Source organism: Gordonia paraffinivorans, assembly GCF_900683595.1.
Lineage (GTDB): Bacteria > Actinomycetota > Actinomycetes > Mycobacteriales > Mycobacteriaceae > Gordonia > Gordonia paraffinivorans.
Map to the genome: position 1 here is coordinate 761,289 of NZ_CAACYD010000005.1, position 19,998 is coordinate 781,286.

The following is a 19,998-nucleotide window of genomic DNA, read 5'->3' on the forward strand; positions in this document are numbered from 1 at the left end:
GTGACCTCGCCGCCGGTCCCGCCCCGGCGCGGCCGGTCCCTACCGCGACACCGCACGCAGCCGGTGCAGGTCCTCGGGCGCGTTGACGTTGACGAGCCAGTCCGGCTCCGACACCCCGACGCGATGGGTGGTGAGGGCCTCGATGGCGCCGAGCATCCGCCGCTCGCCGCCGGCGACGAGATCGGCTATCACCGGCGCGGTGTCGGTGCGGTAGATCCCGGCCATCGGGTGGTCGCGCTGGGCGTCGCGGGCGATCACCGCCTGGGTGGAGCCGGTGAGTCCGCGCCGCAGCTCGTCGATCAGTCCCGGCGCGATGAGCGGCATGTCGGTGGCGCAGACGAACGCGTACTGCGCGCCCGCGTCGGCGGCCGCGGCCAGGCCGGCGACCAGCCCGCCGAGCGGGCCGACGCCCTCCTGCTCGTCGGTCACCCAGCGCACGCGGTCGCGATCGATGCCCGGGGCGGCGCGACCCCGGATGTCGTCGATGCCCTGGTATGCCGCGGACCTCTCGCCCGCCACCACCAGGACCGGGTCGCATCGCTCCTGCAGCACCCGCACCACCCGGGCCAGCATCGGCTCGCCCTCCCAGTCCAGTGCGGCCTTGTCGCTGCCCATGCGGCGTGATCGGCCACCGGCCAGGACGATGCCCGCCAGGCGGATGGATTCCGGATTCGGGGTGTCTTGAGTCACAACCAACAGTCTGCGCGAAACCCCGTCACCGCGGGGCAAGATGGTCATCATGAGCCCCTCCCCCCAGGGTGACCCCCGCACCACCGAGCCGTCGATCACCGAACCCCGCGAGGTCCACCGCAAGCATCCCAAGACGTGGGCCGCCGGCGTCCCCGCCGTGGCGGTCGCACTCAAGCGCGGACTCGAGCAGATGGGACCCGTGCGCACCGCGCAGACGCTCTTCCACCTCAACCAGCGCAACGGTTTCGACTGTCCGGGCTGCGCCTGGCCCGAGACCCCCGGCCATCGCAAGCACGCCGAGTTCTGCGAGAACGGCGCCAAGGCCGTCGCCGAGGAGGCGACCCGCCGCGCCGTCACGCCCGAGTTCTTCGCGCGGCACGGCGTCGAGGACCTGCGGACCCGGAGTGGCTACTGGCTGTCGCAGCAGGGGCGCCTGGCCCACCCGATGTACCTGGCCCCGGGCGACACCCACTACCGGCCGGTGAGTTGGGACGAGGCCTACGGGATCATCGCCGACGAGCTGGGCGCGCTCTCGTCCCCGGATGAGGCGGTCTTCTACACGTCGGGCCGCACCAGCAACGAGGCGGCGTTCGTCTACCAACTGTTCGCCCGGAGCCTCGGCACCAACAACCTGCCCGACTGCTCGAACATGTGCCACGAGTCGTCCGGCGCCGCGCTGGGCACGTCGATCGGCATCGGCAAGGGATCGGTGACCGTGCCCGATCTCGAGGCAGCGGACCTGATCCTGATCGCCGGCCAGAACCCGGGCACCAACCATCCCCGCATGTTGGCGACCCTGGAGAAGGCCAAGCACAACGGAGCGCGGATCGTCGCGATCAACCCCCTGCCCGAGGCCGGCCTGATGCGGTTCAAGGACCCGCAGAAGGTCGGCGGCGTCCTCGGTTCCGGCACACCCCTCGCCGACGACTTCCTGCAGCTCCGCCTCGGCTCGGACATGGCGCTGTTCCGCGGGGTCGCGCGACTGCTGCGCGACGCCGAACGCGCCGCCCCGGGAGCCGTCTTCGACCACGAGTTCCTCGACGAGCACTGCGCCGGGGTGGACGACTACCTCGCCCTGCTCGACGACGTCGACCTCGACGAGGTCGCCGACATCACCGGCCTGGCCCGCAAGCAGATCGAGGACCTCGCCGACGCGGTGCGCACCTCACAGCGCATCGTGCTGTGCTGGGCGATGGGACTCACCCAGCACCGTCATGCCGTCGCCACGATCGCCGAGGGCACCAACGTGCTGCTGCTGCGCGGCATGATCGGCAAGCCCGGCGCCGGACTGTGCCCGGTCCGTGGGCATTCCAACGTGCAGGGCGATCGCACGATGGGCATCTACGAGAAGATGCCGGAATCCTTCCTGGCCGCCCTCGACGCCGAGTTCGGCATCACCAGCCCCCGCAAGCACGGCTACGACACGGTCGCGGCCATCAAGGCGATGGCCGCGGGCCGGGTCCGGGTGTTCATGGCCATGGGCGGCAACTTCGTGTCGGCGACCCCGGACACCGAGGCCACGGCCGCCGCACTGGGCAAGTGCGCGCTGACCGTGCACGTCTCGACCAAGCTCAACGAGTCACATCTCGCCACGGGCCGCCACGCCCTCATCCTGCCGACCCTCGGCCGCACCGACCTCGACGTCGTCGACGGTGTGCCGCAACGGGTTTCGGTGGAGGACTCGATGTCGGTGGTGCATCTGTCGCGCGGTTCCCTTCCGCCGGTCTCCGACCAGCTGCGCAGCGAGGTCGCCATCGTCTGCGAGCTCGCGCAGCGCGCCTTCGGGACCGATCACGCGGTGCCCTGGGCGCAGCTCATGTCCGACTACGACGTCATCCGCGATCGGATCGAGCGGGTGATCCCGGGGTTCGAGGACTTCAACATCCGCGTCCGGCGCAGCGACGGCTTCGTGCTCCCCCATCCGCCGCGCGACAGCCGATCGTTCGACACCCCGGACGGGAAGGCGCATTTCGCGCACCATCCGCTCGAGTGGGTGCCCATCCCCGAAGGCCGGCTGATCCTGCAGACGCTGCGCAGCCACGACCAGTACAACACCACAGTCTACGGGCACGACGACCGTTATCGCGGCATCTCCGGCAACCGGCGCGTGATCATGGTCAACCCGGCCGACATCACCGCGCTCGGCCTCCGCGACGGCCAGCACGTCGACATCGTCTCGGAGTTCCGGGGCTCCGACGGCCTCGAGGAGCGTCGCGTGCACGACTTCGAGATCGTCGCCTACGACACCCCGCGGGGCAACGCCGCGGCCTACTACCCGGAGACCAACCCGCTGGTCCCGCTCGACTCGGTGGCCAAGGAGTCCAACACCCCGGTGTCCAAGGCGGTGGTCATCCGACTCGAACCGGCCTGAGCGCTCCCCTACGAGAAGAATCCCCGCCCGGATGATCCGGGCGGGGATTCTTTTCTCGTCCTCGGGAGATGGAAAGCCTGTCAGGCGCTCTTGTCGCGACGCTCGTCGCTCGACGGCTTGCGCGGGACGATGGTCGGCAGCACGTTGTCGCGCACCGTCTCACCGGTCACCACGACCTTGGCGACGTCGTCGCGGCTCGGGATGTCGTACATCACCGGCAGCAGGACCTCTTCCATGATCGCGCGCAGACCGCGGGCGCCTGTGCCGCGGTGGATCGCCTGGTCGGCGACCGCCTCGAGGGCATCCTGGGTGAACTCGAGTTCCACGCCGTCCATCTCGAACAGGCGGGTGTACTGCTTCACGAGTGCGTTCTTCGGCTCCGACAGGATCGCCACCAGCGACTTCTTGTCGAGGTTGGTCACCGAGGCGACGACCGGGAGACGGCCGATGAACTCGGGGATGAGACCGAACTTGATCAGGTCCTCCGGCATGACGTCGGCGAACTGGTCGGTGGTGTCGATGTCGTCCTTGCCCTTGACCTCGTTGCCGAAGCCGAGGCCGCGCTTGCCGATCCGCTCGGAGACGATCTTCTCCAGACCGGCGAACGCACCCGCCACGATGAACAGGACGTTCGTGGTGTCGATCTGGATGAACTCCTGATGGGGATGCTTGCGCCCGCCCTGCGGCGGAACCGACGCCTGCGTGCCCTCGAGGATCTTCAGCAGCGCCTGCTGGACACCCTCGCCGGACACGTCGCGGGTGATCGACGGGTTCTCGCTCTTGCGGGCGATCTTGTCGACCTCGTCGATGTAGATGATGCCGGTCTCGGCGCGCTTGACGTCGTAGTCGGCGGCCTGGATCAGCTTCAGCAGGATGTTCTCGACGTCCTCGCCCACGTACCCGGCCTCGGTCAGCGCGGTGGCGTCGGCGATCGCGAACGGCACGTTGAGCATCTTGGCCAGGGTCTGGGCGAGGTAGGTCTTGCCGCAACCGGTCGGGCCGAGCATCAGGATGTTCGACTTCGCCAGTTCCACGGTCTCACCCGTGCGGGCGTCCTTCTTCTCGCCCGCCTGGATGCGCTTGTAGTGGTTGTAGACCGCCACCGCGAGGGTGCGCTTCGCCTTGTCCTGCCCGATCACGTACTTCTCCAGGAAGTCCCGGATCTCCGCGGGCTTCGGGAGTTCGTCGAGCTTGACGTCGCCGTTCTCGGCGAGCTCTTCCTCGATGATCTCGTTGCAGAGGTCGATGCACTCATCGCAGATGTACACGCCTGGACCGGCGATGAGCTTCTTCACCTGCTTCTGGCTCTTGCCGCAGAAAGAGCACTTCAGCAGGTCGCCGCCATCTCCGATTCGTGCCATCTCGCGTTGTACCTACTTCCTCGTTGCCGGACTGTGGTGTCTCGTCCGTCCGTCGCGTCGCACGCAGGCGGGCACGAGTCGACTGATCGACATCCCTGTGCCCGGTAACCCGACGGTACCCGCGCGTCGCCCGAACTTCGACCGATAAGGCCAAATGTCGCGAGGAGATTTCCCGAGGGGTTTCCCCGCGACGAGCTGAACTCGTTTGTGACGAGGGTCAGGACTTCCTCATCGACTTCTTGCGGTACTCGAAGACCTCGTCGACGATTCCGTATTCCTTGGCCGCCTGGGCGGTCAGGATGTTGTCGCGGTCGGTGTCCTTGCGGATCTTCTCCTTGGGCTGACCGGTGTGCTTGGAGAGGATCTCGTCGAGACGATCGCGGATGCGCTCGATCTCGGCGGCCTGGATCTCGAGGTCGGAGACCTGGCCCTGGTAGGCGCCGCCGGTGCGGGGCTGGTGGATCAGCACGGTCGCGTTCGGCAGTGCCGCGCGCTTGCCCGGGGTTCCGCCGGCGAGCAGGATCGCAGCGGCCGACGCGGCCTCACCCAGGCAGACGGTCACGATGTCGCAGTGGACGTACTGCATCGTGTCGTAGATGGCGAGCATGTCGGGCACGCTGCCGCCGGGCGAGTTGATGTACATCGTGATGTCGCGATCGGGGTCCTGCGACTCGAGCACGAGCAGCTGGGCCATGACGTCGTTGGACACCACCTGGTCGATGGGCGTGCCGACGAAGACGATGCGCTCCTCGAACAGCTTGGCGTACGGGTCGTACTGCCGCTGGCCGTTGGGGGTGTGCTCGATGAACTGCGGCAGGATGTAGCGCGCCTCGATGTTCTTGAGCGCCAACGCCGACGCGGGGATACCGGCGGCGACCTCGGCGGGCAGTCCGTCGAGCGAGAAGGAGTTGGTCATCTGTTGCTCCAATGAGTAGAGGGTGGCTCGGAGGTGGCTGGTCGGGCGATCCGCGGGATCACTGCCCCTCGCGGGTGATCACCTTGTCGACGAAGCCGTACTCGAGGGCCTCCTGCGCGGTGAACCACTTGTCGCGGTCGGCGTCGCGCTCGATCTTCTCGAGCGGCTGACCGCTGAACTCGGCGTTGAGCCGGTTCATCTCCTTCTTGGTGAGCGCGAACTGCTCGGCCTGGATGGCGATGTCGGCCGCGGTGCCGCCGATGCCGGCTGAGGGCTGATGCATCATGATGCGCGCGTGCGGCAGGGCGTGACGCTTGCCCTTGGTGCCGGCGGCGAGGAGGAACTGCCCCATCGACGCCGCCATGCCCATCGCGTAGGTCGCGACGTCGCACTCGGCGAGCTGCATGGTGTCGAAGATGGCCATGCCCGCGGTGACCGAGCCACCGGGCGAGTTGATGTAGAGGTGGATGTCCTTGCTCGGATCCTCGGCGGCGAGCAACAGGATCTGGGCGCAGAGCCGGTTGGCGATGTCGTCATCGACCTGGGTGCCCAGGAAGATGATGCGTTCGCGCAGCAGACGCTCGAACACCGAGTCGGTCAGGTTCAACCCAGCCACACCCGAACTCATCGAGGGTGTGTGGATGGTCGGCTCACTCACGGATTCCTACCTTTGCCTTGTTGTCATGACCTGCGCGCGTCCCGCCGGCGAAGCCGACCGGGCGTCGCGCATGTTCCGATCTGTCTGATGACGTCCTCACCGACACTAGTCAATCCCCCGCCGTCGGCACCGCCGAGGACACGTGTATTCGCTGAGAGCAGAACAGGTCACGTCGGCGAAGCGTCGATGCACTCGAGCACATCCGGGACGGGCAGACCCCGGCATCGACGCCGATCGCCGGTCCCCTGCGTGCGGGGACCGGCGATCGGTTCGTGCGGTGCGGGCCGAACGTCGGAGCGGGGCGCCGACGTCAGCGGCGGGACTCAGTCCTGCGAGTCGGCGGCCTCGTCGGCGTCATCGTCGTTGCCGCCGAAGAACTCGGCGGTGTCGACGGCCGCGCCGTTGCTGTCGGTGACCGTCACCTGGCCGACGATCGCGGCCAGCGACTTGCCGCGGCGGACGTCGGCGTAGACGGCGCCGACCTGGTTGGCCTGGGTCAGCTGCTGGATGAACTCCTGCGGCGGCATGCCGTAGCGCTGCGCGGTGAACAGGATCTGCTGGGTCAGCTCGTCCTGGCTGACCTGGGTGTCCTGCTGGTCCGCGATGGCATCGAGGAGCAGCTGCTGCTTGACCGACTTCTCGGCCTCCTCGCGGGTCTCGGCGTCCCACTCCTCGCGGGTCTTGCCCTGTGCCTCGAGGAACTTGGCGACCTGCTCGTCGTCGTGGCCGAGCGCGTGGATGATCTGGTGCTGCTGGCCCTCGATCTCCTCCTCGACGATCTTCTCCGGCAGCGGGATCTCGATCTTGGCGAGCAGCTCGTCGAGGACGGCGTCGCGGATCTTGTTGGCCTGTTCGAGCTTCTTGGACTGCTCGACGCGCTCGCGGAGGCTGTTGCGCAGCTCCTCGACGGTGTCGAACTCGCTGGCCATCTGGGCGAACTCGTCGTCGACCTCGGGCAGCTCGCGCTCCTTGACCGACTGCACGGTCACCTTGACCACGGCCTCCTCGCCGGCGTGCTCACCGGCGACGAGCTTGGTGGTGAACTCCTTGGTCTCGCCGGCCTTCAGGCCGATGAGCGCCTCGTCGAGGCCGTCCACGAGCTGACCGGAGCCGACCTCGTGCGACAGGCCCTCGGTGCTGGCCTCCTCGACCGGCTTGCCGTCGACGGTGGCCTCGAGGTCGATGGACACGAAGTCGCCGTTCTCGATGCCGCGCTCGACCCCCTTGAGGGTGCCGAAGCGCGCCCGCAGGTTCTCGAGCTGGGCGTCGACGTCGACCTCGTCGATCTCGATGGCGTCGACGGTGACCGACAGGGTCGAGTAGTCCGGGAGCTCGATCTCGGGACGGACGTCGACCTCTGCGGTGAAGCTGATGGTCTCGCCGTACTTCAGCTCACCGAGGTCGATCTCCGGCTGGCCGATGGCCTTGGTCTCGGTCTCGGCGACCGCCTCGGAGTACTTGGCGGGAAGCGCGTCGTTGACGACCTGCGCCAGGATCGCGTCGCGACCGACGCGGGCCTCGATCAACTTGGCGGGCGCCTTGCCCGGCCGGAACCCGGGGATCCGGATCTGCTGGGCCAACGACCGGTAGGCCCGGTCGAAGTCTGCCGACAGCTCCTCGAACGGGACCTCGACGTTGAGCTTCACTCGCGTCGGGGTGAGTTGCTCGACAGTGCTCTTCACGCCTGCTCCTTATATCTGCGTCTGATGAAAAGTTCGGTTTCGGTGGATGTGCTCCCGTGACCCGTGACGGTCACAACCGACGAGTCGGGATGACAGGATTTGAACCTGCGACCCTCCGCTCCCAAAGCGGATGCGCTACCAAGCTGCGCCACATCCCGCGGTCCTGGAGGTCGCGGCGAGGCCGTTGGCGGCCGACCGCACATCAGGGCCAACAGGAGATAGTACGTGGCCCCGGCGTCGGCGTGACGCACGGGTGCCCCGGACCCCACCGGGCACCGAACCCGGCCCCGACGCGCCCACCCCGATTTAGAAATCCGACGCGACTTTATGTACAGTTTCTGAACGCAAGCGCCGCGCGGGACAACCGCGGGTCGTGAGCACGCGGGTGTAGCTCAATGGTAGAGCCCTAGTCTTCCAAACTAGCTACGCGGGTTCGATTCCCGTCACCCGCTCTGACGCGAGAGGCGAGGGTCGACGACGACCCTCGCCTCTCGTCTTTCATCCGGGTGTGGCGTCGATCCCCCGACGACACCCCTCCCTCACTCCGAGATGAACGGGACATACGGCACGTACGGGCCATAGGGGACGTACGGATCCCAGTACGGCTCTTCGTAGATGTATTCGGTCTTGGGTCCCGTCGACGTCGGTCCCGTCGTCGCAGGACCCGGGGACTCATCCCCCGGCCCCGTCGATATGACCGGCGGCGGGCACGGGGCCACCTGCCCGTTGGCGATGGGCATCGTGCAAGAGCCCTCCGCATGGGCGACCCCCACGCCGCCCACCAGAACCCCCAGGGCGAACATCGTCGTTACAGCCATCCTCTTCATCGGTTCTTCCGTTCCGTAGTCGGTTGTGAACGCCGACCCCGGCAGCGGCCCCCGACCCGAGACGCGCAGCACGTGCCCCACCGCTGTCGCGTTCGGCGTCGGTTCCACTCTGCCCCTGATCAGACCCCCTGCGGCCTGCGTTTTCCGAGCTGCAATACCCCTGTGACGCAAACCACACAGGCGTACCCTGGAGTCATGTCCTCCACCTACAGCAAGACCCAGCGAAAGTGTCAGTCCTGCGGCGCGCCGCTCTACATTCGCCGCGATGTCGTCGAGTCCGAGACCGGGCTCGGCCGAGTCGATGTCATGCTCGTCTGCCGCGACGAGACGTGTGCGGAGCCGGCGCGCCACCTCCGCACCGAACACCCGCAACCCGCCTGAGCAAACCCCGCCCGACTGGGACAAGTGATCCTGTTGTCGAGGCCGCCTCCGCGGGCGAGGATGTATGCCGATGAGATGACGGCTCCATTCCCGACCCGATCTGTGACCACGATCACAGGTATCGCCTGCGGCGCGCCCACCTCGGGTTTTTGCCACGTCGCACCCGACGTTCGAGATCGTGTCGGGTGAGCCGTCCCGCCATTCCTTGGCCCCCAGGCAACGGTTGTGTAACGATGGGATCGCGCTTCAGGTGATGCGCGAGATATCCATCGACCCGAAGGTACGACCTGTGCTGACCAGAAAAGCTCCGACCTCGCGGACTGCAGGCCGACGCTCGACCCGACGCCTCGCCGGCGTCGCCGCGGGCGTGCTGACCATGGCTCTCGCCCTCCCCGGCGTCGCGAACGCCGCTCCGGTCACGGTGATCCCGGGCCTTCCGCCCGTCGAGATCCCGAACATCCCCGGCCTGCCGACCCCGCCGGCCCCGTCGACCCCGGAGACCCCGCAGCCTCCGTCGACGAGCAAGACGCCGGAGAAGCCGGCCGAGCCGGCCATGCCGAACGTCAAGACCTCCACGGGCTACGTCGCGCTCGCCGACGACAAGGCCCACACCATCTGGTGGTGGAAGGACGGCGAGATCGTCAAGAAGATGCCGATCTCGATGGGCTCGGACAAGCATCCGACCCCGAACGGCGTCTACCACACCAAGGAGAAGTACCGCGACATGTACATGGACTCGTCCACGTACGGCGTCCCGGTCGACTCCGCAGAGGGTTACCGAACCTACGTCGAGTACGCGACCCGCATGTCCTGGGACGGCATCTTCATCCACGCCGCCCCGTGGTCGGTCGAGCAGCAGGGCGTGAGCAACGTCAGCCACGGCTGCATCAACGTCTCGACCGAGAACGGCAAGTGGGTGTACGACAACATCCCGCGCGGCACCCCGATCGTGGTGCGCGGCACCATCGGCGGGCAGTACACCGGCGACTAGTCGCACCCCCGACACGATCATCGGCGCAGGGCCGGTCACCAGCAGGTGACCGGCCCTGCGCCTTTCGATGTGCCGCCCAACCCGATGTGGTCAGCCGATCACGCCGCCGCGGGCGGTGGGCGGCAGCCGTCGACCGAGGTGTCCGCGGCGGTGAAGGTCGCCCGGACCTGTAACCAGTGGGCGACCACCTGGCATCCGGTCGTCGCCGGATCGGTCACCGAGTCCCGGCGGTACGGCTCGTGCCCATACGAGGTGTGGCGTCCGCCCGGAGCGTTGACCCAATTCCGTCCGGCGAACCGCAGCGCGCCGGGGAGGTAGCAGCGGATCTCCCACCAGGCCGACGCGAGGCGCCCGACGTCGCGACGCCACTGCGACGGCCGCACGGCGGTGCGGTCGGCATTCTGCAGGTCGTTGCGGCGAAGGGTTCCCCAGGCGCTTCGCAACCAGCGACCGGCGGTTCCCGCCGCCATGGCGCGGGTGAGGTCCGCGATGTCACGCACGAGCGAGTCGGGCCGGGCGTTGCAGATCATGTCGTCCGGGGCGCCGACCCAGATCACCGGGATGCCGGGCGGGAGCGGCTCCCCCGGCCCCGCGACACCCCACCCGTCACAACCGGGCACCGCGCCGGGAGGCTGATGGGGGTCGGCGACGAAGCCGATCCCGAGGATGCGCCCCAGCACGTCGTCCCCGCAGTCGGCCAGGGCGGCGAGCGCCGTCCGGATGACCACTGCCCCCTGCGAATAGCCGACCAGCGCAACGGTTCCCGCCGAGACCGCGAGGAGGCTCGCGAGCCGGGCGGCACCGATCGCCACGCTGTCGGCGAAGCTCATCCCGCCGGGTTCGGGCGCGGGTCCGTAGCTGGCCGGATAGCCCACCCAGCGACAGGCGAACCGCTCGTCGAGGACGTCGGCGACCCCGGACAGCAACCCGGTGACCTCGGTCCGGCGGTCGCCGAGGTGGGACTCACCGGTCCCGCCGACGACGAACACGGTGACGGCGGGCGAGGCGGGACGGGCATGCACGGAGGTCGGTCTCACCCGCCCCATGGTCCACGGCGCGGGTGAGAGTCCACCCGCACCGCCGCTGTGGTTTGGCTGAGAGCTCGTCGGCGACGCGACCGGCGGTGCGTGCTCAGGTCTGGCAGACCGGGCACCAATAGAGCTTGCGGGCCTCGAGCTCGGTCATCATGACCGGCGTCCCGCAGATCCGGCACGGCTCACCTGCGCGCCGGTACACATAGGTGCGGGGACGGTCCGGGGCGTAGGCCGGCGCGCCGTGATCGTCCTCCGGACGCACCACGTGGATACGCCCTCTCCGCACGCCCACCTTCATCAGCCCGACCAGGTCCTGCCAGAGCGCGTCGAACTCCTCGCGCGCCATCCGCCGACCGGCGCGCATCGGGTCGATGCCGGCCCGGAACAGGATCTCCGCGCGGTAGACGTTGCCGACCCCGGCGACCACCTTCTGGTCCATGAGCAGGGCGCCGATGGGACGCTCCGACCGAGCGATCGACGCCCAGGCCCGGTCGGGATCGGCGTCGCGCCGCAACGGGTCCGGACCGAGACGTGCGATGAGTGCCTCGAGATCGGCGGGCCCGTAGATCTCACAGGCCGTGGGGCCGCGCAGGTCGGCGGCCGCCTCCTCGGTGGCGATCCGCATCCGCACCTGGCCGACCGGTTCCGGGATCGGTGCGGCCAGTTCGGTGAAGGCGCCGTACAGGCCGAGGTGGATGTGCACCATCCGTTCGGTGTCACCGTCGCGGTATCGGTGGACGAGATGCTTCCCCCACGCCTCGGCGGCGTGGAACGTCATGCCGTCGACCGCGGCCGCACCGTCGGCGAACCGCCCCTGGGGACTGCTCACGCGAACGCGCTGCCCACCGAAGAGTCGCTGCTGCCGGCGGGCGAGCCGGTGCAGAGTGTGGCCCTCGGGCACCGATCAGGCCGGAGGCTGCGGAACCTCGGGGGCGACGCCGGTGCGCTCGTACTCGGCGAGGATGTCGATGCGACGCTGATGGCGCTCCTCGTTCGACCACGGGGTGGACAGGAACGCGTCGACGATGGCGAGGGCCTCCTCGGTGGAGTGCATGCGGCCGCCGATGCCGATCAGCTGTGCGTTGTTGTGCTGGCGTGCGAGCTGTGCGGTCTCGACGCTCCAGGCGAGCGCGCAGCGGGCGCCGGGGACCTTGTTGGCCGCGATCTGCTCGCCGTTGCCGCTGCCGCCGAGCACGATGCCCAGGCTGCCCGGGTCGGCGACCGTCCGGGTGGCCGCGTCGATGCAGAACGCCGGGTAGTCGTCGGCGGCGTCGTAGACGTGGGCGCCGCAGTCCACCACCTCGTGGCCGTTCGCCCTCAGATGGTCGGCGATCTGGTTCTTGAGTTCGAATCCGGCATGGTCGGCACCGAGGTAGACACGCATGGCTCGACTATAGATTGGGCCCGTGGACTCTCCTGCGCCCATCCCCCGACCCGAGACGAACCCGATCCCGAACGTGCCAGGGGTCGCCGACCCGCTCCCCTCCGGGCCGCCCGACCCCACGCGCCGCTGGCTGCGCGCGGCACGGTATGCCGCGCGTCCGCAGCTGCATCCGTGGGAGATCCCGGCGCTCGTGATCGTCATCGCCACCACCGTGGTGGGTTACGCGGTGATCATCGCGCTGGTCGCCCTGGGCACGCTCCACGAGTACCTGCTCGGCGTACTCGCCTTTCCCGCGCTGCTCTTCGTCATCCGCGGCATCACCTACGCGCAGCCCCGGGTCAACGGGGTCCAGATGACGCCGACCCAGTTCCCCGAGGGCTACCGGATGCTCGTCGAGGCCGCCGCGCGATTCGGCCTGGAGTACGTGCCCGACGCGTACGTGGTCCTGGGCAACGGTCAGATCAACGCGTTCGCCTCCGGGCACGGCTTCCGCCGGTTCGTGGTCGTCTACTCCGACCTGTTCGAGATCGGCGGCGCGGCACGGGATCCCGAGGCGCTGGAGTTCGTCATCGCCCACGAGGTCGGCCACATCGCGGCCGGCCACACCTCGTACTGGCGCCAGCTCACGACCGTGTTCGGCATGAGCATCCCGATCCTCGGCGGCGCGCTGTCACGCGCGCAGGAGTACACCGCCGACAACTACGGCTACTACGCGCGCCCGTCGGGGGCGCCCGGTGCGATCGGGGTCCTCGCCGCCGGCAAGTACATGCTGTCCGCGGTCGACTTCGACGAGTTCGCCGACCGCGCGACCCACGAGCGCGGATTCTTCGTGCACCTGGTCAACCTGCTGTCGACCCATCCGGTCCTCACCTGGCGGGCCGCGGCGCTGCGGGACCGCACCCGCGCCGGGGCGATGTGGCTGCGCCCCCGGCGGATCGTGCGGGGCGTCGGCAGCGGGAATGTGGTCGACGTTCCCCAGCCGCCGCATCCGGCCGCGGTCACACCGGGTTCCCTCCCGAACGGACTCGAGGCCCCGCCCAGATTCTGAGCGGGACCTCGACTCGTGATCGGCGTTGGCCGTCAGTCGAATCGGGGCCCTTCGGTGCGGGTTCGCTTGAGTTCGTAGAAGTGCGGGTACGACGCCAGGGCGAGGGCGCCGTCCCAGACCTTGCCCGCGTCCTCGCCGCGGGGGATGCGCGACAGCACCGGGCCGAAGAAGGCGACGTCGTTCACGTGGATCGTCGGCGTGCCCACGTCGTCGCCCACCTTGTCCATGCCCTCGTGGTGGCTCCGGCGGATCGCCTCGTCGAACTCCTCGGAGTCGGCGGCCTCGGCGAGTTTCGCGTCGAGGCCGAGTTCGGCGAGCGCACCGGCGATCACCTCGTCGAAGTCCTTGACACCCTCGTTGTGGATCCGCGTGCCCATCGCGGTGTAGAGCGGCGCGAGGATCTCCTCGCCCTTCTGCGCGGCCGCCGCGGCGATGACGCGCACCGGGCGCCAGGCCCCGGCCAGCGCCTCCCGGTACTCCTCGGGGATCTCCTTGCCCTCGTTGAGCACCGCGAGACTCATGATGTGGAAGTTCACGTCGATCGGGCGGACCTTCTCGGCCTCGAGGATCCACCGCGAGGTGATCCAGCACCACGGGCACAACGGGTCGAACCAGAAATCGACACGGTCTCTTGCGGCCTGCTCTGACATCGTCGTCCTCTCGAGAGTGTGTGCGAACCGGTCGTGCCGCCACGGCCCGACCGGGTTGTGCGGCGCGATTTCCGAACCTACTCCGCGCCGCGTGTCACCGAGGGTCAACACCGGATCGAGCGGAGGTTTTCCCGTGAACCCGGGCCGCCGTCTCCGCAGGTGACTTCGAACGTGCGACAGAAAAACGACGGAATCGGCGTTAACGTCGAACACGAGCACCAGTGACTCGTCCACGCGTCCGGAGGTAGGCCATGTCCGCGAACCGGGGTCAGCGCGCCGACCAGATCATCAGGGCGGCCACCGAGTTGTTCACCGCGTCCGGCTACCGCAACGTGAGCATCGAACAGATCGGCGCCGCGGTGGGGTTGACCGGACCCGCGGTCTATCGCCACTTCGACGACAAGCACGACATCCTCGTGCAGGCGCTGCGGTCGCAGGTCGACCTCGTCGGCCGGCTGCACGCGGAGGCCGAGACCCTCGGTCGCACACCGGAGGAGGCCCTGGGCCTGTTCCTCGGCGGCCTCGGCGACCTGACCGCGAACCACGACGTCGCCATCCTGTGGCGCCGCGAGCAGCAGCACCTCCACCCCGAGCAGTTCGCGGAGATGCTCGGCCACTTCGTCGCCTACAGCGACTACATCGCGGACAAGATCGCCGTGCTCCGGCCGGAGCTCTCCCACGACGACGCACGCTTCCTCGGATTCGCGGTGCTGTCGGTGTACTCCAACACCACCGGGACCCGCGGCCGGATGACGCCCGCGCGGCTGATGCAGATCCAGCGGGCGGTCGCGCGGTCGGTGATCGGGTGCGCGCTGCCCGAGGCCGATTCGGCCCGTATCGACGACACCTCGCGCCCGGGGCACGCCCGGCGCCCAGCCGGACGCCGGGAACGCATCCTCGACGCCGCGTCGAATCTCTTCGCGCAGCGCGGTTTCCACGACGTCCGCATCGACGACATCGCCCATGCCGCCGGCATCTCGGTCGCCACCTTCTATCACCTGGTGCCCGGGAAGACCGAGATCCTCGAGGCGATCCTGGTCCGCGGACTGGAGGGTGCGCTCTACACCTTCACCGACGCCCTGGCGCGATCGGCCCCGGGTGAGGAGCTCGACACCCTCGTCGACTGCCACGTGCGTCAGGTGCTGGGCGTCCACGGACGGCTCGTCCCGATCTACTCCCGCGACACCGTCTACCTGCCCGCCGACGTCCAGGAGCTGCTCGCGACGGGACGACGCGAGATCATGGACGAGTGGGTGGCGGCCCTGCGCGGTCGCGTTCCGTCGCTGTCCAAGGACGACGCCGATGCGCTGGCGAACCTCTATGTCGGCGTGGTCGGCGACGTCATCGGCGCTCCCGATCTGCGCGCCCGTCCACACATCGCGGCGGACCTGATCGCGCTGGCGAACGCGATCCTGCTGCCCGACGAGCTCATCCACCGGCGCTGAGACGGGCCGCGTGCGGCAACCGTCGATAAGCTGGCCGGGTGACTGCTCCGAACCTCACCAGAGACCAGGCCCGCGAACGCGCCGAGATCGTCGACGTGTCGAACTACCAGATCGAACTCGACCTCACCGACGGGAACGGCGCACCGGGCACCACGACGTTCCGCTCCACGACGACGGTCACGTTCACCGCGACCGAGGGTGCCGAGACCTTCATCGACCTCGTCGCCCCGACGCTGCACTCCGCGACGCTCAACGGCGTCGAACTCGACGTCTCCGACTTCGACGAGTCCAAGGGCATCACCCTGCCCGGGCTGAAGTCCGAGAACACGCTGACCGTGGTCGCCGACTGCGCGTACTCCAACACCGGTGAGGGGCTGCATCGCTTCGTCGACCCGACCGACGACGCGGTGTACCTGTACTCGCAGTTCGAGACCGCCGACGCCAAGCGGATGTTCGCCTGCTTCGACCAGCCCGACCTCAAGGCCACCTACACCCTGACGGTGACGGCGCCGGAGGACTGGAAGGTCATCTCGAACGCGGCGCACGTGGAGAACGCCGCCGCCGAGCCGGGGGTCCACCGCTTCCGCGAGACGGCGCCGATGTCGACCTACCTCGTCGCCCTGATCGCCGGCCCGTACGCCGAGTGGACCGACGTCTACTCCGACGAGCACGGCGACATCCCGCTGGGCATCTACTGCCGCGCCTCGCTGGCGGAGTTCATGGACGCCGAGCGTCTCTTCACCGAGACCAAGCAGGGATTCGCGTTCTACCACAAGAACTTCGGCATCCCCTACGCCTTCGGCAAGTACGACCAGCTCTTCGTCCCCGAGTTCAACGCGGGTGCGATGGAGAACGCCGGCGCGGTGACCTTCCTCGAGGACTACGTCTTCCGCTCCCGCGTCACCAAGTACCTGTACGAGCGTCGCGCCGAGACGGTGCTGCACGAGATGGCGCACATGTGGTTCGGCGACCTGGTCACCATGCAGTGGTGGGATGACCTGTGGCTCAACGAGTCCTTCGCGACCTTCGCGTCGGTGCTGTGCCAGTCGGAGGCCACCGAGTACACCAACGCGTGGACGACCTTCGCCAACGTCGAGAAGTCCTGGGCCTACCGGCAGGACCAGCTGCCGTCGACCCACCCGGTCGCCGCCGACATCCCCGACATCGCCGCGGTCGAGGTCAACTTCGACGGCATCACCTACGCCAAGGGCGCCTCGGTCCTCAAGCAGCTCGTCGCCTACGTCGGCCTCGAGGACTTCCTCGCCGGCCTGCGCGAGTACTTCGCCGCACACCGCTTCGGCAACGCGACCTTCTCCGATCTGCTCGGCGCGCTGGAGCGCTCGTCCGGCCGGGATCTGTCCGACTGGGGCGACCAGTGGCTGCGGACCACCGGCATCAACGTGATGCGTCCGGACTTCGAGGTCGACGACTCGGGCGCCTTCACCCGCTTCACCATCGTCCAGGACGGTGCCGCCCCGGGCGCCGGCGAGACCCGTGTCCACCGCCTTCGCGTCGGCATCTACGCCGACAACGGCTCCGGGCGCATCGAGCAGACCCACAGCGTCGAGCTCGACGTCGAGGGCGAGCGCACCGACGTCGCCGATCTCGTCGGCGTCAACCGCGGCGATCTGGTCCTCCTCAACGACGGCGACCTGACCTACGCCTCGATCCGCCTCGACCCGCAGTCGCTGGCGACCGCGACCGCCCGGATCGCCGACATCACCGATTCCATGCCGCGCACGCTCGTGTGGTCTGCGGCCTGGGAGATGACGCGTCAGGCCGAGATGCGGGCACGCGACTTCGTCGAACTCGTGCAGCGCGGGATCGCCGCGGAGACCGAGATCGGCGTCGTCCAGCGCGTGCTGATGCAGGCCACCACCGCGATCGAGTCCTACGCCGATCCCGGGTGGGCCGACCGCGTCGGCCGTCCCGGGTTCAGCTCCCGCCTGCTGGAGCTGGCACGCGGCGCCGAGGCGGGCTCCGACCATCAGCTGGCCTTCGTCAACACCTGGCTGGCAGGCCGCCTGAACGACGACCAGGTCGACGTCGCACGTTCGTTGCTCAACGGCACCGACCCGGCCGTGGTCGGTCTCGACGGACTGTCGGTGGACACCGATCTGCGCTGGAAGCTGGTGCGTGCCCTCGCAACCGCGGGGGCCATCGACCCGGATCCGGCCTCGACCCCGACCATCGATGCCGAGGCCGAGCGCGACAACACGGCCACCGGCACCCGTCAGGCGGCCGCCGCCCGGACCGCCCGTCCCCTGCCCGAGGCCAAGGCAGCGGCGTGGAAACAGGCGATCGAGGACGACACCGCGTCGAACATCTTCACCCGCACGATGATCGAGGGCTTCGCCCGGCCGGGCCAGGGCGAGCTGCTCGAACCCTACGTGGCGAAGTACTTCGAGGCCGTCCCCGAGGTCTGGGCACGTCGGTCCAGCGAGGTCGCCCAGACGGTCGTCGTCGGCCTGTACCCGAACTGGGCGCTGACACAGCGCGCGCTGGACCTCGCCGACGAGTTCCTCGCCGCCGACCACCCGCCGGCCCTCAAGCGCCTGATCTCGGAGGGCCGCGACGGCGTGGCCCGATCCATGCGGGCGCGCGAGTTCGACGCGCAGCACCAGTAGTCCGGGCACACCTCCGTGGTGCCGGTGGCGGTCAGCGACGCCGCCACCGGTACCGCACCTGCGGGCGACCGGCCGAACCGTACTGGGTGTCGCGGTCGACGACGCGATCCTCGGCCAGCCGTTCCAGGTGGCGCCAAGCGGTGACGCGCGAGGTCCCGACGGCACGCGCGACCTCCGAGGCGGTGAGACCGTCCGCGCTGTCGCGCACCGCGCGCCCCACCGCATCCCGGGTCTCCGCCGCTGCCCCGGCAGCGGTCGACCGCCGCGAGTCCCCGGTGCGCAACTCCGCGAGCGCGCGGTCGACGTCGCGCTGGCTGACCGCATCGGTGTCGGCTGCGAGCGCCTCCCGATAGCGCAGATACTGCTCGATCTTCTCCCGGAACGCCGCGAACGTGAACGGCTTCAGCAGATAGAGGAGCACTCCGCGCGACATCGCGTCGCGCACGCTCTGCAGGTCCCGCTGCGCGGTGATCGCGATCATGTCGGGGGCGGGGCGGACACCGGACAACGCGCCGGCGAGATCGAGCCCGCGGGCGTCGGGAAGCCCGAGGTCGAGCAACACGAGGTCGACCCGTCCCCCACGTGCGACGCGCATCGCCTCCTGAGCGGTGACGACCACGTCCACGACCTCGAAACCGCCGATCCGGCCGAGGTATTCGCGATGCGCCTGCGCGATGACCGGTTCGTCCTCGACGATGAGCACCCGGATCAACTCGTCGCCCCGAGACCTTCACGATCGGCCCGGACGCGGACCGTCACCACCGAGCCGTAGGTGTTCGCCGCGGTCAGCGTCCCACGATGCCGCGCGACCACCTGGGCGACGAGAGCCAGTCCCAGGCCCCGGCCGGCCTCGTCGCCGCCGGTCTTGGTGGAGTATCCGCGGGTGGTCGCCCGGTCGAACGTCTCCGGGTCCATGCCGGGCCCGCTGTCGGCGACGACGATCTCCAGCGCCCGGTGGTCCCCGACGATGCCCACCTCCACCCACGGGTCCGCCGGATCGCATGCCTCCATGGCGTTGTCGACGAGATTGCCCACGACGGTGATCATCTCACCGGGCGAGAGGATCTGGGTCGCTTCGTCGCTGACCTGCGACTCCTCGGTCAGCGAGAAGGCGATGCCCCGCTCGGCCGCCTGTGCGCTCTTGCCGAGCAGCAGCGCCACCAGAGCGGGTTCGGCCACCACCGCCGTCATCCGGTCGATCAGGTGTTGGGAGAGTTCGAGTTCCGTGGTCGCGAGGCGGACCGCCTCCTCCGGACGCCCCATCTCGACCAGCGCCACCAGGGTGTGCAACCTGTTCGCCGACTCATGCGCCTGCGAGCGCAACGCCTCGGCGAACCTGGTCATCGAATCCAGTTCGCCCAGCGTCTCGGCCAGTTCGGTCCGGTCGCGGACGGTGACGACGGCGGAGCCGCGTCTACCGGAGACCGGCGACCTGCTGACCAGCAGGACGCGGCCTCCCTCCACGTACAGTTCGTCGGTCACCGCATCACCGGCGGCGAGCAGGTCGGGCAATTCGGTTGCGGGAGTGCCGGTTCCGACACCCAGGAGCCGATGCGCCTCGTCGTTCACCAAGGCGGCCCGGCCGTCCTCGACCACCACGAGGCCCTCGCGCACCGCCCGGAGCACCGCGGCGTGATGGTCGTACATGAGTCGCAGCTCGTCCGGCGCCAGACCGCCGGTCTGACGCATCAACCGCCTCCGGATCCACCACACCCCGCCGGCCGCGGTGAGCAGCGCGGCCACCTGACCGGCAAGCGTCCGCGGATACCACCGCATGCCTCGACCCCCGCTCATGTTTCGGTCGGTCCCGTTGCGGTCATTTCCCGCTACGCGTGAACGTAATGAACAGAACCGTGACGGCCGTCACCGCGCAGGTCCACAATCCTAGTCACCGACGACACCCGGCCAGATGCCCCTGCACGGGGCGTCCCGG

At 69.0% G+C, this 19,998-nt stretch carries 17 protein-coding genes, 2 tRNA genes and 1 pseudogene; 7 read left to right on the plus strand and 13 right to left on the minus strand.

The features are described from left to right. Positions 1-39: 39 nt before the first annotated feature. A complete protein-coding gene (mobA, locus tag E1P53_RS05650) occupies positions 40-690 on the minus strand; it encodes a molybdenum cofactor guanylyltransferase (RefSeq protein ID WP_006898472.1) in 651 nt (216 codons plus the stop codon). A 49-nt stretch (positions 691-739) separates the two neighbouring features. Between mobA and E1P53_RS05655 the strand changes: the two genes are divergently transcribed. Then, a complete protein-coding gene (locus E1P53_RS05655) occupies positions 740-3,061 on the plus strand; it encodes an FdhF/YdeP family oxidoreductase (protein ID WP_131733676.1) in 2,322 nt (773 codons plus the stop codon). An 80-nt stretch (positions 3,062-3,141) separates the two neighbouring features. Here E1P53_RS05655 and clpX read toward each other — a convergent pair whose 3' ends face one another. The 5 genes from clpX to E1P53_RS05680 form a co-directional block, all read right to left on the minus strand. Continuing rightward, a complete protein-coding gene (gene clpX, locus E1P53_RS05660; protein WP_006898470.1) occupies positions 3,142-4,422 on the minus strand; it encodes an ATP-dependent Clp protease ATP-binding subunit ClpX in 1,281 nt (426 codons plus the stop codon). A gap of 217 nt (positions 4,423-4,639) precedes the next feature. Then, the gene (locus E1P53_RS05665) at positions 4,640-5,338 is read right to left on the minus strand and encodes an ATP-dependent Clp protease proteolytic subunit (RefSeq protein WP_109237704.1); all 699 of its coding nucleotides are present in this window, start codon (positions 5,336-5,338) and stop codon (positions 4,640-4,642) included. 58 nt (positions 5,339-5,396) lie between these two features. Beyond that, positions 5,397-5,996, minus strand: coding sequence for an ATP-dependent Clp protease proteolytic subunit (locus E1P53_RS05670; RefSeq protein WP_131733677.1), 600 nt, complete (start codon positions 5,994-5,996; stop codon positions 5,397-5,399). A 323-nt stretch (positions 5,997-6,319) separates the two neighbouring features. Continuing rightward, entirely contained in the window at positions 6,320-7,678 is a 1,359-nt protein-coding gene (gene tig / locus E1P53_RS05675) for a trigger factor (protein ID WP_131733678.1), read from the minus strand. Positions 7,679-7,762: 84 nt separating this feature from the next. Then, positions 7,763-7,836 (minus strand) — tRNA-Pro (locus E1P53_RS05680). A 223-nt stretch (positions 7,837-8,059) separates the two neighbouring features. Between E1P53_RS05680 and E1P53_RS05685 the strand changes: the two genes are divergently transcribed. Next, positions 8,060-8,130 (plus strand) — tRNA-Gly (locus E1P53_RS05685). An 87-nt stretch (positions 8,131-8,217) separates the two neighbouring features. Here E1P53_RS05685 and E1P53_RS05690 read toward each other — a convergent pair. Further along, positions 8,218-8,496 carry a hypothetical protein gene (locus E1P53_RS05690; RefSeq protein ID WP_244941115.1) on the minus strand — a complete coding sequence of 93 codons (279 nt, stop codon included), beginning with the start codon at positions 8,494-8,496 and terminating at the stop codon, positions 8,218-8,220. 204 nt (positions 8,497-8,700) lie between these two features. Here E1P53_RS05690 and E1P53_RS05695 point away from each other — a divergent pair, with 204 nt between their 5' ends. Together E1P53_RS05695 and E1P53_RS05700 are read left to right on the plus strand one after the other, a co-directional pair. Next, positions 8,701-8,886 (plus strand): hypothetical protein, encoded by a 186-nt coding sequence (locus E1P53_RS05695; protein ID WP_109237702.1) that lies wholly within the window; start codon positions 8,701-8,703, stop codon positions 8,884-8,886. A 253-nt stretch (positions 8,887-9,139) separates the two neighbouring features. Then, positions 9,140-9,877 (plus strand): L,D-transpeptidase, encoded by a 738-nt coding sequence (locus tag E1P53_RS05700; protein ID WP_131733680.1) that lies wholly within the window; start codon positions 9,140-9,142, stop codon positions 9,875-9,877. Between the two features lie 98 nt (positions 9,878-9,975). Here E1P53_RS05700 and E1P53_RS05705 read toward each other — a convergent pair whose 3' ends face one another. The 3 genes from E1P53_RS05705 to E1P53_RS05715 form a co-directional block, all read right to left on the minus strand. Continuing rightward, positions 9,976-10,923 carry a PE-PPE domain-containing protein gene (locus E1P53_RS05705; RefSeq protein ID WP_131733681.1) on the minus strand — a complete coding sequence of 316 codons (948 nt, stop codon included), beginning with the start codon at positions 10,921-10,923 and terminating at the stop codon, positions 9,976-9,978. An 85-nt stretch (positions 10,924-11,008) separates the two neighbouring features. Further along, a complete protein-coding gene (locus E1P53_RS05710) occupies positions 11,009-11,812 on the minus strand; it encodes an Fpg/Nei family DNA glycosylase (RefSeq protein ID WP_131733682.1) in 804 nt (267 codons plus the stop codon). A 3-nt stretch (positions 11,813-11,815) separates the two neighbouring features. Continuing rightward, entirely contained in the window at positions 11,816-12,295 is a 480-nt protein-coding gene (locus E1P53_RS05715; RefSeq protein WP_006898461.1) for a ribose-5-phosphate isomerase, read from the minus strand. A gap of 22 nt (positions 12,296-12,317) precedes the next feature. Between E1P53_RS05715 and E1P53_RS05720 the strand changes: the two genes are divergently transcribed. Then, positions 12,318-13,343, plus strand: a complete 1,026-nt coding sequence (locus E1P53_RS05720) for a M48 family metallopeptidase (RefSeq protein ID WP_006898460.1) — start codon at positions 12,318-12,320, stop codon at positions 13,341-13,343. A gap of 32 nt (positions 13,344-13,375) precedes the next feature. Here the strand turns inward: E1P53_RS05720 and E1P53_RS05725 are convergent, their stop codons facing one another. Beyond that, on the minus strand, positions 13,376-13,993 hold the full coding sequence (locus E1P53_RS05725) for a mycothiol-dependent nitroreductase Rv2466c family protein (RefSeq protein ID WP_131733683.1): 618 nt from the start codon (positions 13,991-13,993) through the stop codon (positions 13,376-13,378). A gap of 251 nt (positions 13,994-14,244) precedes the next feature. Between E1P53_RS05725 and E1P53_RS05730 the strand changes: the two genes are divergently transcribed. Next, a complete protein-coding gene (locus tag E1P53_RS05730) occupies positions 14,245-15,438 on the plus strand; it encodes a TetR/AcrR family transcriptional regulator (RefSeq protein ID WP_131733684.1) in 1,194 nt (397 codons plus the stop codon). 38 nt (positions 15,439-15,476) lie between these two features. Further along, the gene (pepN, locus tag E1P53_RS05735; RefSeq protein WP_131733685.1) at positions 15,477-18,065 is read left to right on the plus strand and encodes an aminopeptidase N; all 2,589 of its coding nucleotides are present in this window, start codon (positions 15,477-15,479) and stop codon (positions 18,063-18,065) included. A 31-nt stretch (positions 18,066-18,096) separates the two neighbouring features. Here pepN and E1P53_RS05740 read toward each other — a convergent pair whose 3' ends face one another. Further along, positions 18,097-18,777, minus strand: a complete 681-nt coding sequence (locus E1P53_RS05740) for a response regulator (RefSeq protein ID WP_040526083.1) — start codon at positions 18,775-18,777, stop codon at positions 18,097-18,099. Further along, positions 18,774-19,805, minus strand: a pseudogene (locus tag E1P53_RS05745) (sensor histidine kinase); the annotation flags it as partial. The gene E1P53_RS05740 and the pseudogene E1P53_RS05745, both read right to left, overlap by 4 nt. Positions 19,806-19,998: the final 193 nt, after the last annotated feature.

Bases quoted from the DNA above. Each gene is read 5' to 3' on its own strand.
- E1P53_RS05725 (WP_131733683.1), bottom strand. From the start codon at position 13,993: ATGTCAGAGCAGGCCGCAAGAGACCGTGTCGATTTCTGGTTCGACCCG.
- E1P53_RS05695 (WP_109237702.1), top strand. From the start codon at position 8,701: ATGTCCTCCACCTACAGCAAGACCCAGCGAAAGTGTCAGTCCTGCGGC.
- E1P53_RS05715 (WP_006898461.1), bottom strand. From the start codon at position 12,295: ATGCGTGTCTACCTCGGTGCCGACCATGCCGGATTCGAACTCAAGAAC.
- E1P53_RS05705 (WP_131733681.1), bottom strand. From the start codon at position 10,923: ATGGGGCGGGTGAGACCGACCTCCGTGCATGCCCGTCCCGCCTCGCCC.
- E1P53_RS05665 (WP_109237704.1), bottom strand. From the start codon at position 5,338: ATGACCAACTCCTTCTCGCTCGACGGACTGCCCGCCGAGGTCGCCGCC.
- E1P53_RS05655 (WP_131733676.1), top strand. From the start codon at position 740: ATGAGCCCCTCCCCCCAGGGTGACCCCCGCACCACCGAGCCGTCGATC.
- E1P53_RS05690 (WP_244941115.1), bottom strand. From the start codon at position 8,496: ATGGCTGTAACGACGATGTTCGCCCTGGGGGTTCTGGTGGGCGGCGTG.
- clpX (WP_006898470.1), bottom strand. From the start codon at position 4,422: ATGGCACGAATCGGAGATGGCGGCGACCTGCTGAAGTGCTCTTTCTGC.
- E1P53_RS05700 (WP_131733680.1), top strand. From the start codon at position 9,140: ATGCGCGAGATATCCATCGACCCGAAGGTACGACCTGTGCTGACCAGA.
- E1P53_RS05730 (WP_131733684.1), top strand. From the start codon at position 14,245: ATGTCCGCGAACCGGGGTCAGCGCGCCGACCAGATCATCAGGGCGGCC.